Genomic DNA, 19093 nt, shown 5'->3' on the forward strand with positions numbered 1-19093 from the left:
AGGTCAAGTCACTCGCCGGTTTCGCGCGCCTCACCAAGCAGATCGTCATTGCCCGTGCCCGTCACCGGCTCGTCGATCAGCGGTTCGAAGCCCGCTGGCGCGATCTGGTTCAGTTGGATGAGCGTTGTCTTGGTGAAGCTGTCGACCACCTGCAGCGCGTTCTCCGCGGGATCGGTCTTGAGCACCTCCTCCACGAGATCGCGCAGTTCGATGATCTCGAAAGGCAACTTGTTGCAGGTATTGGCACTGAGGATAACGCAGCCGTTGACCGACGAAAGATCGGTGAAGCTTTCATCGAAGGCGATTTGCTCGATCGTATCGACACCGACCTCGCCATTCACGATGCCGTTGATCGCGATATCGAGCTGGCCTCCGTCACGACTACCAATGCTCAGACTCTTGGCAACCAAGCCCCGTCGATCATCGAGACGGGTGCCCAGCGAGGTGTTCTGGATGTAAACCTCGCGGTCTGAACGAAGCTGTATCGCATCTGCTTCCACCAAAGTACGACCGTCAGTGACCCCATCATTCAGGGCAAGTCGATCCGTGATGAGCGCCGTGTCCGTCAGTTGCGCTATGTCCTCGAGCGCGCTGCGGGTGACCATGGCAATGCCAGTCCCCGATATCCGCAGGGTGCCCCCAGCATCTTCATTTTCACGCAAGCGGATCGAGCCGGTCGCGGCGTCGAGGAACACTCCGGCCTGACTGTCCACGGCCAGTCTGTTACCGCTGGCATTGCTCATGCTCAATGCACCGAGGAATGACGCCAGTCCGCCCGAAGCAAGCGAAAGTGTACCATTTTCCCCGATCTGGCCCGGCACTGTGCCAGCTTGGGCGGCCACTGCCAGATCGCCTACCAGCAGCGCCTGGTTGGCGCGGATGGTCAGATCTCCTCCAGAGCGGATGTTCGCAAATTCCGCCTGCGAGATGGCATAACCGCCCGCTGCCGAGGCAATGTTATCACCAAGCTTCAGTGGCCCCTGCCCGGTGTTGCGCAAGGTTATCTCGTTGGTATGCGTGGCCTCCCCAAGTCGACCGCTGGCCGCAATCGCAAGATCGGCCGAGGTCAGGTCCATCTTCGCACCCGTGGCAAGTCCATTGACACGGATTGTATTGCCCGCGTTCAAAGTAAGCGTCTCTGCGGCATCTGCCACGTCGTTGATCACGATGTCGCCGCTGGCCGCGATATCGATATCCCCTTGCCCCCTCACACCGGGTGTAACCAGTGCTAGCTGCCGCAGGCCTGCCCCATTGGCAAAGTCGTATCCTGCAGACAGATCACTGACGATAACGCTGCCGTTTTTCGCAAGCAGATCGATATCGCCCGCCGCGGCGACGGTTCCACCTCCGATCGAGCCATTCGCCGAGACAACGACGTTGCCGTCATTGGCGACGATGCGAATGATCTGCAGGTTGCCCAAGGAATCAAGGCCAACAGCATCGGCTTGGACGCTGATCGCGCCCGTCAGCTGCAGGCCCGAGATGTTGACGATCCCGCGAGACGAAATCCGCGCGGACGCACCAGACAACGCCGAAAGTGCGAGATCACCCTGTGTCGTGAGATCGATGTCACCTCCTGCGGAGATGGAAGTCCCGGTCATTGCAGTATTGGCGGACCGGAATGCCCCGCCCGCAGTGATCGACGAGAAGCCGAGGTTCCCGGCCACGATGTCGACGTCTCCGGCGGCATCAATCGCGCCCAGACTTGCATCGCCGTTCACGGAGATGGCGAGATCAAGGGTGCGTGCCCACAAAGCCCCTCCCGAAACCGTCCGGCCGCTTATCGCAATGCCCCCACCCTCGATCCGGCCATAGGTGAAGCTGCCGGTTCCAGTGGCAATCCGGATCTGCCCGGTGGCGACAAGATCACCGCCAACCACGTTCCCGCTGGTGATGACGCCCAACGAACCGCCGCTCGACATCCGGGTGAAGGTCAAGGACTGGCTTGTCACGTCGAGAGCGGTGCCCGCCGTTGCCGTGCCGACCTCCACCTTACCCGAACCTGCCAAGGTGAAGCTGCCGGAAGCACCGAGAACCGGAGCACTCAGCGAGCGGACACTTGCAGAGAAATCTGCGCCGGATTGCGCACTCGCAAGCGTTGCATCCCGGGCAGTCAGCTCAAGCGACCCACCCGCGATGAGCTGGCCGGTCGTCAGATCGCCCACGACATCAATGCGGAGCTTACCCGTGCGCGCCGTCATCGCGCCGCCACGAGCCGATGCGGCATTGATGGTCACGTTGCTTCCGTCGACGCTGCCGTAGGAAAGCGCGCCTCCTGTTGCGATGGCGACTGTATCCGCTGCGGTCGCACGACTGATCGTGACATTGCCATCGTCGTCGATGGTGATGTTCGCGCCTGCGATGAGATCACCGCCTTGCGTACCGGCAAGCGATCGGATCTGCGCATCGCTCGCAGCATCGATCAGATTGAAATCAAGTGCACCGGTAGCGGCGGTGAACATCCCGCCCGCAGTGGCTGTATCAATCAGGCTTGCTCCCGTGCTGGCGATCGTGATGTCGCTCCCCGCAGTGAGTGTTCCAGCATCAATCGTATTGCCGACCAGCGACATCGCCGTTCCTGCATCGGCACTGCCGAGTTGAAGAGCGCCGCCAGCATCAAGAGTGATGGCAGATGTGGCCTTGGCGGTGCCGATCGTGAGATTTGAGCCGGTCGTCACGGTGACGCTGGCCGGGTTGCTCGCCGGGCCACCGCTTCCTGCCCCCAGCCCGAAGTTGAAGGATATGCTGCCGGTATTGTCGCCGGAATTCGAATCCCAGTAGCCAACCGAAAGGGTTCCCGTTGCCGGTGCCGTGATCGTGCCGTTCGCGCCGACAAGAACTCTCTGTCCCGCGACCTCGCCTACCAGTGCACCGAATGGCGCCGTGAAGTTGCCGATCGTCAACGAGCCGAACTGCGCGCCAATTTGCGTCCCCGGCTGGACGCCCGAGTCGTCCTGGGCGGTAGACAGGCGGAACGCGACCAAGCCATCCGCGTCAGAGAAGCGCGGTAGCGGCCCGGCGCTCCACAGGTCGTTTGTCGATGACGAGACAGTAAAGGTCTGGCCCTGCACGACATCGAATATCGGCAACAGTTGTCCGCCAGTGTAGGAGTTGCCCAGCGCCTGCACCACAACCTGCACAAGATTCTGACCGGTATCAGCTAGCCCCGCCGAGATGCTGCCGATCTGGGCGCTCCCCGAAATTGCTAGCACGCTTTCCAGACCGGACCTGCTCGTGCCCAGCAGTAATGACGCAGCGTTCAGGTTGAAGGACCCGAACACCGACACAGTGCCGATTTCTGCCCTGTCACCGATTGTCATAGACAAGTTGCCATCGCCGGTCAGGCTGACCGCATCGAGGCCTGCCGCATCAATCGAAACCGCACCGCCCGCCCGCAGGTCGGTCAGCGAGACGCCACCGGCAGTCGAGATACCGAGATCGCCGCCTGCATCGAGCGTGACTGCCTGCAGGCTGTCGGCGCCAAGCGTCATCGTCGTGCCAGACGTTGCCGAGGCCAGCGTCAGCGCGCCGGTTGCCGTCACGGCGATGCTGGTGCCGGCATCGAGCGTGCCGCCGGTGATCGTCCCGCCTGCCAGCGTGATCCCGCCCGCAGCGCCGATCGCATCGAACGTCAGCAGCGCAGGGTCGATGAACACCGAACCGCCGCTCGAGGTGACCGTGCCCAGCGTTGCCGTGTCGGTCACCGTGAACGTGCTATCCAAGCCGGACGTGCTGGTGTCGAGCAGAAGCGACGCTGCGGTAATGTCCAGCTTGCCCAGGACGTTGAGTGTGACGGAATCGGCAGAGTTGCTTGCATCGAGCGATACATTGGAACTTCCGTTTACGACCGATACCCTGAGGTTTGCTCCGCTGATCGTGACGCCTCCTTCGGCATTCACCAGCCCAAGCGCAACATCCCCGGCAGCCTTGGCGTCGAGCGTGCCTGCTTCGATCGTATTGCCGATTATTCCAAGGCGAGTGCTGATGCCGACACTATCTGCGGCGCTCAGGGTGTCGAAGGAGAAGTTACGAGCGGAGACGAGTACCGCCGTCCCGGTATCTGTCGTTCCGATGCGCACTTCGCGGCCAGAGTAATCGACAAGGGTGCCTGCGGTCACTACGTTGACGTCGATATCTCCTCCAGCGAGCGTGACGCCCTCCCCAGCCGCAACCTTGTCGAGGAGCATGGAGTTGCTGGCATCGATAATGGCAGATGTACCGGCCTCCACAATTCTGCCGCCGATCGTGATGGCGTTCAGTTGCACTCGCCCGGAAGCCTTTGCCGACCCGACGTTGATCTCCCCTGCAACAACGGCAATGGTTCCACCGAATGCCGAGACATCACCAAGAATGGAGCTACTGTTGGCAGCCAGCGAAACGTCGCCTGCCGCTGACTCCACCACCGGCGCCACGAGACTGCCCGCAGTGATTGAAATCGCACGTCCAGCACCAGCACTCATTTCTGCCCGACCCGTTGCGACAACGGTCAGCGCGTTTCGGGCATATAGCCCCCCACCGTTCAGCGATCCTCCATCCACCTGAATATCATTCGCCGACATCGCCTCGAACGTGAGCGTTGGTGTCGAGATGGACAGAAGTCCTCCAACACTGGCGAAATTGACCGAAGCGCTGTTGCGCAGTTGCAGATCGATCCCGCCGTCAGTCGTGAGCCTGAATGCCGTAAGGTCGGTCGCTGCAATCGACATATCGCCCAAGGCCGCCGCGTTGTCTTGGATTTTGATCGTGTCGTTGGCTGTCAGCGACAAGTTGCCTCGCGCTGTCAAGGCGCTGGCGGAGATGGTATCTGCCGTAAAGGCGAAGTCTGCAAAAGCATCGGCGGTGACTAGACTTGCAACTCCTAAAATCCGCAAATCGACATTGTCACCATAGATTGCTTGAGCATCAAGTTCCCCCGCAGAAAGGTTGAGCGAACCACCGGCAGAATAACCTTGAAGCGAGGCAAGACCAACAACACCACCATCGAAGTTTCCAATAACGTCGATTGCCGCACCGCTTGCGGTCTGCGCCTTGAGATGAAGGCTGCCATATCCGGTAAACGCCGTGACAGCATAATCGCCAGTCAACGCTACGGCAGCATCGCCGACCGCAACGATTTCCCGCCCAGCAAGATTGGCCCCCGCAAGATCGAGCGATCCGCCTGCATTAAGGCCGACGAAGTCGAATGTGCCGAAGCTGGCCCTCATCGTGCCCGCCGCATTGGCGATGTCGGCCAGATTGAGAGCAGTGTTCACCGCCAGAGTCAGATCGCCCCCCGCATCGAGCGTGCCTGCCTGCAGGCTGTCGGCGCCGAGCGTCATCGTCGTGCCAGACGTTGCCGAGGTCAGCGTCAGCGCGCCGGTTGCCGTCACGGCGATGCTGGTGCCGGCATCGAGCGTGCCGCCGGTGATCGTCCCGCCCGCCAGCGTGATCCCGCCCGCAGCGCCGATTGCGTCGAACGTCAGCAGCGCGGGGTCGATGAACACCGAGCCGCCGCTCGAGGTGACCGTGCCCAGCGTTGCCGTGTCGGTCACAGTCAGCGTCACGTCGCCCGCCGCCGCAAAGCCCGTCGCCGTGAGGTCCGTCGCGGTGATCGACAATGTGGTTCCGGCATTGACGGCGTCGCCCGCGACACTGCTGCCGACAAGGATGGCTCCGCCAAGCGTGTCGAGGGTCCCGAACCGCAAGGTCGTGGCGCGATAGTCGAGCTGGCCCACGCTCGCCAGATCAAGGTTCGCCGTGCCATCGACAAGCACAAGCGCAGCGCCGTCCGTCAACAGGTTGGCAATCTGCAGGTTGCCAGCAGTCAGATCCAGCGAGCCTGCAAACACATCGCCGAGGCCGACATCGCCTGCCGACCGCACGGTCAGGAGTGTGCCCGCCTCGACGAGGTTGCCGGTGATCGCATCTGCCGTGAGACTGGTTGTCGCAAGGGATGCGACATCGCCGAACGCCAGCGTCCCGGCGGTGATCGCCACCGTGCCGGTTGGTGCGCGGACGCTGCCCAGCGCGGCGTTGCCGGTCACACCGATCGTGACGGCCCCCGCCTCGATCAGGTCGAGGCCAAGGCTGCCGGCGGTGATGCCCGCGTTGCGCCCCGCCGTGACCCCGCCGAGCGTCGCCCCGTCCGTCACCGCGACGGTCAGGTCGCGCACGGCATCGAGCGTCGTCGCGTCGAGCGTTGCCGCCGAGATGAACAGGTCGTTGCCGCTCTGGATCAAGGCGGCGGTGATGTTGCCCGTGGCATTCAGCGACATGTCGTGGCCCGGACCGCTGGTCCCGCCCAGGACACTGCGCACCACGATGTCCTGCGCGGTGAGGTCAAGCCTGCCCGTGAAGACATCGCGCAGGGTCAGCGTGCCGCTGGCAGTGCCGGTCAGCGCGTCGCTACCGACATCGCCGCCGGTGATCGTCCCGCCCGCAAGCGTGACCGCGCCGCTCTCCAGCGATGCAAACGTGATCGTCGGCGCCGCAATGGTGATCGCGCCGACGCCACCGGTGCTGGCACTGGTCGTGATGTTCACGCTGCTGGTGCCGGTCAGATCGATCGTCGTCCCCGCAGCCAGCAGGCCCACATCGATCGTTGCGCCGGACAGCGCCATGCCCTCGACCGCCTGCGCCGAGGCCAGCGTCAGCGCGCCGGTTGCCGTCACGGCGATGCTGGTGCCGGCATCGAGCGTGCCGCCGGTGATCGTCCCGCCTGCCAGCGTGATCCCGCCCGCAGCGCCGATCGCATCGAACGTCAGCAGCGTGGGGTCGATGAACACCGAACCGCCACTCGAGGTGACCGTGCCCAGCGTTGCCGTGTCGGTCACGGTCAGCGTCAGGTCGCCCGCCGATTGCACGCTCGTCGCCGTGAGGCTGCCTGCGGTAAAGTCGAGCGTGCTGCCGGCGGTGGCCGAACCCAGCGTCGCCGTGCCGCTGACATTGCCCGCGATCAGGCCATCGGCGCTGATCGTCGTTGCCAGCAGCGTGCCCGCCGTGAGCGACAGATCGCCACCTGCGGCAATGTCGGTGATATCGGCAAGGCCGCTCACCGTCGCATCGAGATTGCCCAGTGCGGCCAGCGACGTGCCGCTGGCACTGGCCGCCTGAAGCGCAAGGTCCGTCCCCGCGCTCGCGCCGCCAACCGCATAGCTGCCGCCCAGCAGCGCCGTCAGGCTCGTCCCTGCACGGATGCTGCTGCCGGCAAGATCGCTGCCTTCCAGGCTCACCAGGCCGCTGGCATCAAGCGTGGTGAAGTCGAGCGTGCCGAACTGCGCCGAGACATTGCCACCGGACGTCGCCGCACCAGTCAGCACCGCGCCACCCGCCACGGTCAGCGCCAGATCGCCCCCCGCATCGAGCGTGCCTGCCTGCAGGCTGTCGGCGCCGAGCGTCATCGTCGTGCCAGACGTTGCCGAGGCCAGCGTCAGCGCGCCGGTTGCGGTCACGGCGATGCTGGTGCCGGCATCGAGCGTGCCGCCGGTAATCGTCCCGCCTGCCAGCGTAATGCCGCCCGCAGCGCCGATCGCATCGAACGTCAGCAGCGCAGGGTCGATGAACACCGAACCGCCGCTCGAGGTGACCGTGCCCAGCGTTGCCGTGTCGGTCACGGTCAGCGTCACGTCGCCCGCCGATTGCAGGCTCGTCGCCGTGAGGCTGGCCGCAGTCAGATCGAGCGTGCTGCCGGCGGTGATCGTGCCGCCGGTGATCGCCCGCGTGGCACCCAGGGTTACGCCCTCGCCCGCGCTCAGGCTGTCGAAGGTGAAGTTGCGCGCAGCAACAAGCACCGCCGCCCCCGCATCGGTCGCGCCAATGCGGATGTCGCGCCCCTGGTAGGTCGCCGAGGTTCCGGCATTCACCGCGTTGACCGTTGCGTCGCGGCTGCCCAGCGCGACGCTGGTGCCTGCCGTGATCGTGTCGAGGGTCATGGCACTCGTCGCGGTCAGCACCACCGACGTGCCGGCGTCGAGCGTGCTGCCATTGATCACCACGCCGCCGAGTTGCACCTGCCCGCTTGCGCTGGCAGACGCGAAGGTCAACCGCCCGGTCGTCGCCGCGATGTCGCCGCCAAGCGCGGACACGCTGCCCAGCGTGGCAAGCCCGCCGATGGTCAGCGTCAGGTTCCCCGCTCCGGACTGCAGCGTCGGCACCGCCAGCGTGCCAGCACCGATCGCCAATGCCCCACCGGCCAGCGCAGAATCCAGCACCGCGCCGCCCGTCACGGCAAGCGACAGATCGCCGCCTGCATCGAGCGTGCCTGCCTGCAGGCTGTCGGCGCCAAGCGTCATCGTCGTGCCAGACGTTGCCGAGGCCAGCGTCAGCGCGCCGGTTGCCGTCACGGCGATACTGGTGCCGGCATCGAGCGTGCCGCCGGTGATCGTCCCGCCTGCCAGCGTGATCCCGCCCGCAGCGCCGATCGCATCGAACGTCAGCAGCGCAGGGTCGATGAACACCGAGCCGCCGCTCGAGGTGACTGTGCCCAGCGTTGCCGTGTCGGTCACGGTCAGCGTCAGGTCGCCCGCCGCCGCAAAGCCCGTCGCCGTGAGGTCCGTCGCGGTGATCGACAATGTTGTTCCGGCATTGACGGCATCGCCCGCGACACTGCTGCCGACAAGGATGGCTCCGCCAAGCGTGTCGAGGGTCCCGAACCGCAAGGTCGTGGCGCGATAGTCGAGCTGGCCCACGCTCGCCAGATCAAGGTTCGCCGTGCCATCGACAAGCACAAGCGCAGCGCCGTCCGTCAACAGGTTGGCAATCTGCAGGTTGCCAGCAGTCAGATCCAGCGAGCCTGCAAACACATCGCCGAGGCCGACATCGCCTGCCGACCGCACGGTCAGGAGTGTGCCCGCCTCGACGAGGTTGCCGGTGATCGCATCTGCCGTGAGACTGGTTGTCGCAAGGGATGCGACATCGCCGAACGCCAGCGTCCCGGCGGTGATCGCCACCGTGCCGGTTGGTGCGCGGACGCTGCCCAGCGCGGCGTTGCCGGTCACACCGATCGTGACGGCCCCCGCCTCGATCAGGTCGAGGCCAAGGCTGCCGGCGGTGATGCCCGCGTTGCGCCCCGCCGTGACCCCGCCGAGCGTCGCCCCGTCCGTCACCGCGACGGTCAGGTCGCGCACGGCATCGAGCGTCGTCGCGTCGAGCGTTGCCGCCGAGATGAACAGGTCGTTGCCGCTCTGGATCAAGGCGGCGGTGATGTTGCCCGTGGCATTCAGCGACATGTCGTGGCCCGGACCGCTGGTCCCGCCCAGGACACTGCGCACCACGATGTCCTGCGCGGTGAGGTCAAGCCTGCCCGTGAAGACATCGCGCAGGGTCAGCGTGCCGCTGGCAGTGCCGGTCAGCGCGTCGCTACCGACATCGCCGCCGGTGATCGTCCCGCCCGCAAGCGTGACCGCGCCGCTCTCCAGCGATGCAAACGTGATCGTCGGCGCCGCAATGGTGATCGCGCCGACGCCACCGGTGCTGGCACTGGTCGTGATGTTCACGCTGCTGGTGCCGGTCAGATCGATCGTCGTCCCCGCAGCCAGCAGGCCCACATCGATCGTTGCGCCGGACAGCGCCATGCCCTCGACCGCCTGCGCCGAGGCCAGCGTCAGCGCGCCGGTTGCCGTCACGGCGATGCTGGTGCCGGCATCGAGCGTGCCGCCGGTGATCGTCCCGCCTGCCAGCGTGATCCCGCCCGCAGCGCCGATCGCATCGAACGTCAGCAGCGTGGGGTCGATGAACACCGAACCGCCACTCGAGGTGACCGTGCCCAGCGTTGCCGTGTCGGTCACGGTCAGCGTCAGGTCGCCCGCCGATTGCACGCTCGTCGCCGTGAGGCTGCCTGCGGTAAAGTCGAGCGTGCTGCCGGCGGTGGCCGAACCCAGCGTCGCCGTGCCGCTGACATTGCCCGCGATCAGGCCATCGGCGCTGATCGTCGTTGCCAGCAGCGTGCCCGCCGTGAGCGACAGATCGCCACCTGCGGCAATGTCGGTGATATCGGCAAGGCCGCTCACCGTCGCATCGAGATTGCCCAGTGCGGCCAGCGACGTGCCGCTGGCACTGGCCGCCTGAAGCGCAAGGTCCGTCCCCGCGCTCGCGCCGCCAACCGCATAGCTGCCGCCCAGCAGCGCCGTCAGGCTCGTCCCTGCACGGATGCTGCTGCCGGCAAGATCGCTGCCTTCCAGGCTCACCAGGCCGCTGGCATCAAGCGTGGTGAAGTCGAGCGTGCCGAACTGCGCCGAGACATTGCCACCGGACGTCGCCGCACCAGTCAGCACCGCGCCACCCGCCACGGTCAGCGCCAGATCGCCCCCCGCATCGAGCGTGCCTGCCTGCAGGCTGTCGGCGTCGAGCGTCATCGTCGTGCCAGACGTTGCCGAGGCCAGCGTCAGCGCGCCGGTTGCGGTCACGGCGATGCTGGTGCCGGCATCGAGCGTGCCGCCGGTAATCGTCCCGCCTGCCAGCGTAATGCCGCCCGCAGCGCCGATCGCATCGAACGTCAGCAGCGCAGGGTCGATGAACACCGAACCGCCGCTCGAGGTGACCGTGCCCAGCGTTGCCGTGTCGGTCACGGTCAGCGTCACGTCGCCCGCCGCCTCCAGTTGGTCAGCAGCAAGGTTATCTCCGGTGATGGCGAGCAGACCACCCGCTCTTGCACTCGTGCCTTCGATTGACTGTGCATCGATCGACAGATCGCCGTCGACAACCAGATCTCCGAACGTGGCCCCGGTCCCGGCAGTGAGGGACAGATTGCCCACATCGGACGCCGAACCCACGCGAAGCGAAGTTGCCGCATCGAAGGTGCCATCAAGGCCAGCCAATGTGAGGAAGCCGATGCGGATCTCGGCCGCAGCTGAAACTGCGCTTGTTGCCCCAAGCGAAAGTATGCCTGTGCGCAGCGCACCGGCAGCAGCAAAGCTTCCCTCGGTTTCACCGCCGACATCGACGGCTGAAGTCAGCTCACGTGCAGCAACGAGAGAAGCGGCATCGATGTCACCACCGATCGAGAGACCGATGTCACTGACCGTTGCTTCGATATTCCCCGTGCCCGACAGATTGGCAGCGGCTGTCAGACTGACGAAACCGCCTTGCAGCGTGGAACCGCCAAGGAGAGCGATGCCGCCTTGCTGGGACGTGATCGAAAGGCCATCGACCGCCGCGATCTGCGCTACAAGCTCCGGCCCGCCGATCGCTATGTCACTGGTCGCGTAAAGCACGACGGACTTGCCGGATATCGCGCCGTAGGAGCGGATATCGAAAGCCTTGAAATCTCCGTCACCGATGCTGACGAAGTCAGCGGCGTTCACATCGTCGATGCAGATTGCGCCCTCAAGGCAATCGGCATCAAGCGTATCGCCATCGTTCCGGCGGATCGACGACCCCGAAATCGCTCCTGTGACATCCGCGCGGAACGATGCTCCGGCAAAGCTGGCCAGCCGAGCATCAATGGCGGCACCCGAAATCTCGATACCGCCCGTGCCAGCATCAATTGCCGAGCCTGCCCCGATTGAAAGGACAGCGATGTTGGTGGGCAAGAGGTCGTAACTTATCGGCTGACCGCCGGCTGCAAAGACCAACCGTTCGGGGACTGACGATGGCCCGGTGTTGGCGAGGAAGCTGTTGTTCCTGCCAATCAGGATATCATTACCGGACCGAACTCCGATGCCCGCTCCGGCTGTGAAAGCAGTGCCATCCAGAGTCAGGACGGTTCCGCCGCTGTTGAGATCGAGACTGCCCGAAGCGTTGAAGCGGCCGCCGCCCGAGGCCTCTCCGAGGGTCAGCAAGCCATCGACGTAAAAGTAATCTCCGTCGAGCAGAGCGCCAGCCTCGGCTATGACGTTCGTGCCGGAGATATTGCGGATCGTGGCGTCGTTCCCGGCGCGAACGGCTACGTTACCATTCGAATAGTATCCGCTGCCAGCATCGCCAGTGATGTTTCCGCCAGCGTAGACGGTGAGATTGCCGAGACCGGCCAATTCGGCCGGACCGACAAGACTGAAATCGCTTGATGCGTCCACGTCGAGATTGCTGCTCGCCTCGATTGGGCGGCAGACTGCTGCGGTGCAGGCATTGCTGACGATATCGATGGTGTCGAATGACGAGAGCCTGATCGCCCCGCCAGAGAAGCGGCCATTGCCCTCGCCGGTCACAACGATGCCGGTATCACTTTGCACATACGCAGTGTCTGCGGCGAGCGATGCACCGTCGGCTAGCGTAATTGCAATGTTGCCGCCGGAGAGCAGGGTCAGCTCTGAATCGACCGCGATTGTCCCGCCGGTGACCGCAATGCCGATCGTTGGATCCAGGCTTGCAGGAAAGCCGGACGCTTCGCCGGTGAAGCTGGTGAAATGCAGGCCACCACCGGCGGCAGTCGCGGAGTTCGACAGCGAGATGCTACCCGGTGCCTGGTTGAAGCCGAAACCGAAATTGACGAAGAACTGTCTGCTCGTGACGTCTGCCGTTACGTCGAGGGCAGAAATCTGTCCAAGACCACCGCCGCTATCGTCGCTTGCAGAAAATGCGATTGTTCCCCCCGTGGCGGGAACGACAGTGGACGTTCCGGGATTGCCCGATCCGCCGGGCCCAGTGCCACTCGTCCCCGCCAGGTTTCTGAACCGGGTAGTGCCTGCCGCCGTGGCGACGAGATCGCCGAAGCTTAGCTTCCCACCCTCTGCGCCCATGGTGATTGCGCCACCGGCTCCAGCCTGCGCAAGTCCGGTATTGCCGCCATTGCCACCCGCGACCCCGGCTTCGCTGGCCGACGCACCATTGCCGCCCGCACCGCCCAAGCCACCGACACCACTCGCGGTGAGTGTCGTGCCGCCAAACAATCCAAGTGACGCCTCGCCAAGCCGATTGGCCGATAGCCCTATTGTTCCTCCTGAACCCGCACCGCCAGCGCCGCCGTTGCCCCCTGAACCGCCGCTCGATCCAGTTGCATCCACGCCACGCCCGCCGTTGCCGCCAAAGCCCGAAGTTGAAACCGCCAGTCCGCCATCGGTTTCGGCGATTGCGATAGAGCCTTCGAGGTCAGCAAGCAGGTTGAAGACGCCGCCGGAACCGTCACCGCCCGCGCTGCCAGCGGTGCCGTCACCCGGAGCGGAATATCCGGCTCCATCCGCACCAGCACCGCCGGTGCCGTCAACGGTCGCCGTCAAGCTACCGAGAGAAATGCTCGAATTGGCCCCCGTGGAAGTGAGAGCAATCAGGCCGCCGCGACCGCGGCCGCCCGTGCCGCCGACCGAGGGTCCGGGCGTGCCGCTGCTGCTGGCATCGACGCGGCCACCGCCAGCACCGCCGAGGCCGCTAGCGATCATGGTCAGGCCATCGGATGCCAAGCTGCCGCCACCCGACGCAGTTGCGGTTATGGCGCCACCCGAACCGTCCGCCCCATTGCCGCCATCGCCTTGTGCGACGCCGCCGAACAATGCAGAGTTTCCACCAAGCCCGCCATTTCCGGCTCGACCGGAGGCTTCTATCGCGGGGCCCGAAACCGTCAGCGTTCCGAGGTTTGCTGCGGCGAACGCAACCTCTCCGCCTATGGCCTCGCCGCCATCTCCGCCAAGACCAGCGCCAGCGGCGTCGGCTCCGCCGTTGCCGCCGTTGCCGCCGACGCCTGCCGCAGACAATGCTGCACCGGTTACGGTTAGCCCTGTACCGGATCCCCCGGAAGCCACCTCGACCCGACCACCAATGCCCGAACCGCCCTGTCCGCCATTGCCGCCGGATTGCCCATCACCACCCGCGGCACCCCTGCCTTCGGCGGTCATGGTGAGATCGCCAAGTGCCGTCGTGCCCGCGCCAACCAGAAGGCGGCCAATGCCGCCAGTACCATTGCCACCATTGCCCCCGTTCGTCCCCGCTTCGCTAATGGCACCGATACCGTCGGCGGATAGGGTCACTGTGCGGAGATAGTCGAGCGACGTGGAAGCGCCGAAGTCGGCAGCAATCTCGAATGTTGCCGTGCCGCCGGTGCCGCTGCCGCCACTTCCTCCGAAAAAGGCATCATTGGCATCGTTGATGAAATTTCCGGCACGTCCGCCAATGCCGGTCGCATCGACTGCGATGATCCCAGCATCGAACACGCCAGAGAGGTATCTGATGGTCGCAGTTCCGCCAACGCCGTCTCCTCCGGGACCTGAGTACTGGGGAGTACCTGATCCGAAGGAATAGCCACCAAGCCCGCCATTGCCGATCGCCCTTACCTCGACCTGAGGCGGGACATCGCGATATGGAACAGTAGCTGACAACGAGCCGCCATCGATCGTGACGAGCGCCACCCCGCCGGTGCCGAGTCCCCCCTGTCCCGGTTGCAGCGTTCCACCGAAATCGTAACCGCCGTTCCCGAAGTAACTGATACCGCCGTAAATCGGATCCGAAATCGGCGTGTTGCCATTGGCTTCAACCAGAAGGGAATCCGTGCGGATCGTTCCGGACGTGAGAGTTGCAGTTGCATCACCGCCGGTGCCAGCGCCGCCAACGCCGCCATCAATGTCGAGGTCCGTGTATGCTCCATCGCCACCATAACCTGATGCGGTGACAGTGATACTGGGTACGGAAACCAAGCCGCCGCTGACGTTCAGCGCTGCCGATCCGCCAAGGCCGAGCCCACCGGCGCCCGGTCCCGCACCGGCCACGTTCCGGCCAGTGCCGCCTTCGCCTGTTGCGCTGATGTCGAGCGTGCTCGTCGCAAATGTGCCATCCGTTATGGTGAAAGTTGCCGTTCCACCGACCCCGCTGGCGCCGTCTCCCGCCTGAGCGCCAAGACTGGTGCGGGCGGATTCAAATGCTGCCCCGCCTTGGCCGAGACTGGACACAGTGACCTGCGCCCCCGTGAACGATGAAGTCTTGCCAGACTGGGTGAAAGTGACGTCGCCGCCTGTTCCGACACCCGAAAGCCCCGCTACGTCGTCTCTTCGGCCTGCGCCCCCGATCGAACGCATCGTCAGGTCACCCGAATAGGATGAATCGGCGAGCGTGAAGCCCACTGCGCCACCGGTTCCGCTCCCGCCGTCGAAACCGCTCCCGCCGCTTGCCTGCGAGCGCAATGACGCTCCGAAGTCAACGATTGCCGAAGACCCGTTGCGCAAGATCGCCGTGACAGTGCCGGACTGGGCGTCCTCTCCGCTCTCGTAAGAGCTCGCATCGGTTGTCAGGCTCAGATATCCGGTGCGCAGCGTGCTGGCGTCGCTGACGAACGAGACATTGGCCGACCGCTGTGTTCCCAAAGCATTACTGCCGTGCGCCGACAGATACACACTTGCGCCCGCCGTATCGAGCTGGGCGTTATTTGTAAGATTGAGCGACACCGTGTTCGGGTCGATCAGATCGCCATAAGCACTCGATCCAAGATTGATGTAATTGGAGAAATTCCCCCCGTTAGTGAGGATTGAGGTCGCTAGATTGGCATTGTCCAACGACAGCGACACGTTGCCGAGCGAAGCGATGCCTCCATCGCTGGCCGAGGCATAGTTCGACGCATTGATCGAACCGGTCTGAAACCGTGTCGGGATGCCAGAAAAGCTGACGGATACCGCTCCAGCAGTGGCATCAAGTGGAGACTGATCGCTGCCGGAGTAGGTGATCGCATCTGAATGGAGCGAGAGTGAGCGCGATGCATAAGCACCACCGGACACCGACAAGGATACATCACCCGATGTGGCATTGCCGCCACTGATCGCCTGCTGACCACTGAAAAAGCCGTGGCTCGCGGTCGACGAAATGGTGACGTCACCGAACGAGACACTGTTGCTGGTCGAACCGACGGGAGCGGAAACCTGGATTGCCGCTGGACCCGACGTGGCACTTCCTGTCGAAAGAGCGCCGACTCCCGAGGTGGCGTCGCTCAGCAAAGAGGTCGAACTCGCAAAGACACTGCCGTTGGTAACCGTCAGCGAGACACTGCCCGCAACGGCGTCGTCACCGACCGTGTCAGGCAACAGCGCATCGCCGTTCATTGGATCGGTCTGGATCGCTCCGATCGCGGTCGATGTCAGACTCAGGCCTCCGCTCACGGAGAGTCCCGCCCCTCCCGCCACAGATACCGCTACGTTGCCCGCCTTGGCGCCATTCACCGATGCCAGCGACAGCCCACCTTCGACGGAAACGAAATTGCCGTTGTCAATCTTGGCAGACAGATTTCCGCGCGCGTCAAATGTGGCGCTGCCGTTCACGACCGTCGATGAAGTCGTCGCGTCAATTTCAATGCCACCGCTGGCACGACCGACGAGCGTGTTGGTCGATCCCTCGGAACCGATCGTGAGGTTCGAGACGACAAGGGAAGCATCGTTGCCCACGATCGTATTCGGATCGACAGCGCCCGACGCAATATTGTACCCTGCCGAGAGCACGACGGAACCATCCACCACTTCGGCGGTCGTCGCGCTGTCATAGCCCATCCGCCCCGAGACCATTGCGGTCATCGCCTGGTTCTTGGGCACCGCCACGAGGTAAACCCCGTGGTTTGCGTCGGTCGAGTTAGTGTTTGCGGCCCATGTGGTGCTGCCGGTATGGGAGACCCCGGTATCATCGGTCGACCCACTATCGACCACGATGTCGAATAGCCCGTTGTTGATCGTCAGGGTCGCCGCCTCTGCGGCAACGAATGCGGCGGAACCGTTTACCCGAACTGTGCCTGCCTGATCGACCCGCGGCGCTACCAGCGCAACGTAGCTGCTGTTGAACAGCGTCGCGTTGATCTGCGCGCCCGACTGAATCGTGACGGACGACTTGGGATCGAGGGCAGCGCCGAAACGTATCTCGTTCTTGTCGCCATAAAAACGGGTACCCTCAGCGGTCACCGGGTCAACCGTGATGGGCAGAGACGTGAGTACGAGGCTGCCGACATTGAAGACGCCCTTCGCCCCCACTACCCAACCGCCGGCATTGTAGAACCAGATCCTGCCAAGCGGATCCGAAGAGACTGTTCCGGATATCGACAGTGGGCCAGTCGTCGCCGTGTCCGTGACACGGTTCAAGACAGTGAATGGCGTGCCGGTGTCGGCGTTGAACCGCAGGGTCATGCCTTCGGGCAGGAACTCGCCGGACGGACTGGTAACGGCCCAGTCGATCAGGGCCTCGTTCGCATTGACAAAGATCGTGTCGGTGTTGGTGCCGTTGAAGACCGGCGCACTGGCGCCAAACTGGACCGTTGCCGTACCCTGCACCGCCTGTGCGCGGACCTGCGCGGGCGCAGTCGCAAGCGCCAGCGATGTTGCCCCGCAGGATATTCCGCACAAGAGCTTGGCCAAGGATAGTTTGCGCATTTTCGGGCTTGTGCTTTCAGGCGAATGGGCAGGCGAACGGGCCATCACAGCCTCCACGGCAGGAGCTGGAACGAAAGATTGAGCATGAAGCGGGCCTTGCCCTTGACGTTCAGTCCCAGGGGATCATGCAGCGGCACCGCCACGCCGGCATCCAGACGAATGGAATCCTTGATTGCAGCTCGGAGGCCCCCGCCGACCGAAATCACCTTCTGCGGATCGATCCCATCGAATGCGGCGTCATTGTTCCACACCCACGCCGCATCGGCGAAGGCGTAAGGCTGGAAAGCACTGCCACCGGCAACCTTGGGCAAGAGGGATCCCAGCCGGATCTCGCCGCGCACGCCAACGCCGCTGTCGCCGATCACGGCACCGGGATCATAGCCCCTGCCCACGGTGTAGTTGCCACCGGAGAATTCTTCATAGGAAAGGAGCCTGTCGGGCGAGTATTGGGCACGGGGCTGAATACTGAGCGTAACCTTGCGCACCGGACGGTAATCGAAAACACCAGAAGCTCGCAGGACAAAGCCCTTTGCGGTACCCTCAATCCGGCTCGGAGTAACCTTTCCGAAGCCGCGGCAACTGGGCGCATTGGCACCGACGCAGCCCTTGGTGGCGTCGAGGACATCGAGCCCCTGTCGGGCTTCTAGAGTCAGTCCCCACGACCAGTGCGGTTCGAACGGCGTGAAGCCGTCGCGGCCTGTCAGGCTCGGTCGGCTGATACCGCTGGCCTCGGTCCTGGCGTAGATCACCCGCAAGCGATCGCGGTTCAGCGGAATGCTGCCGAAGTCGAGATCCTGGTTGGATATCTGTCCCCCTGCTGCAATCGACAGGTTGTATGCCTGTGACCGGACGAGCGGAAAGCTGCCCTCCAGCGATGCCGACAGTGTCCTCGAATGAAAGTCGGCCCGCGAGTCCGTCACAGTCGGATTGGTCCAACCGTACGTAAAGTCACCCCGAAGTGCGAAACCTTCTCCTCCAAGCCGCATCTCGTGGCCAAGTTGAAGCACCTTCTGCTCATGAAGGTCGGTGGTGGCAAAAAAGCTCGCCGTGGTGGAATCGCCCAGCCCCGTCAGCCCGTTGAACTGCACCCTCGCAAGTCCACTGTACCGACCGACTGCGCGAGAGCCGTAGTTCTGCAACCCGATTTCAGCATAGGCTGGCATCCTCCGCACAGAAACCTCGCCCACGACTTCGCCCGGCGACCCTTCCAGCGGGCGAAGCGCCAGCCGCACATCCATGCCAGGCAGGTCCTTCGCCAGTAGCAGGTAACGCTCTGCGCGACGGGTGTTGAATACGGGATCTCTGGTCAGCTTCTGGAGGTACCTGAGGAGCGCCTGTTCGGACCGCCCCACATCACCTTTGACCTGCACGCGCTTGAGATGGGCAAGGAGCACATCCAGTCGGACGGTTCCTCCATCAATTTTTTGCGGCGGCACCTGCACCGCGGCGAGATATCCGGCCTGGCGCAGCTTGGTCGCGGCGCGATCACGAATCTCGCATATCACCGATACCGGCTGCTCCGCTCCGACAAACTCTGCGTAGCTGTCCGCCAGATCGAACCCCGCAAGATCCTGCATGCCGGTGAAGGTGACGGACGAAAGCTTGAAGCGGATCCCGGCGAAATCGGGAGCAGCAAGAGGGCATGGCGCGCGTTCGACTTCGGATGTGTCAACCGTGACCGGGCCACTCCGATTGAGCGTTCCTTCTGCTACGCCACGCTGAATTTCTTCGCGGGTGGGTGGCTGAACGTTCTCCGGAGGAACCGACTGGGCGAGCGCAGTGCTCACCGAAAAGGATAGGGTCAGAAGAGGAAACAGGCCTGCCGCGGCTGTCCCGCGAAGCCTGAAGAACCAGGC

General features: G+C 64.0%; 2 protein-coding genes. Both read right to left on the reverse strand.

All coding sequences use genetic code 11. From position 1 onward, the window contains the following. Window positions 1–8: 8 nt before the first annotated feature. Complete coding sequence (locus tag AC3WLM_RS02670) at window positions 9–17282, reverse strand: hypothetical protein (protein ID WP_492476524.1); 17274 nt, start codon at window positions 17280–17282, stop codon at window positions 9–11. After that, on the reverse strand, window positions 17282–19024 hold the full coding sequence (locus AC3WLM_RS02675; protein WP_492476525.1) for a ShlB/FhaC/HecB family hemolysin secretion/activation protein: 1743 nt from the start codon (window positions 19022–19024) through the stop codon (window positions 17282–17284). Before AC3WLM_RS02675 ends, AC3WLM_RS02670 begins: the two co-directional genes overlap by 1 nt. Between the last annotated feature and the right edge of the window lie 69 nt (window positions 19025–19093).

It is taken from the genome of Novosphingobium sp. FW305-C-30-35, from assembly GCF_058783135.1.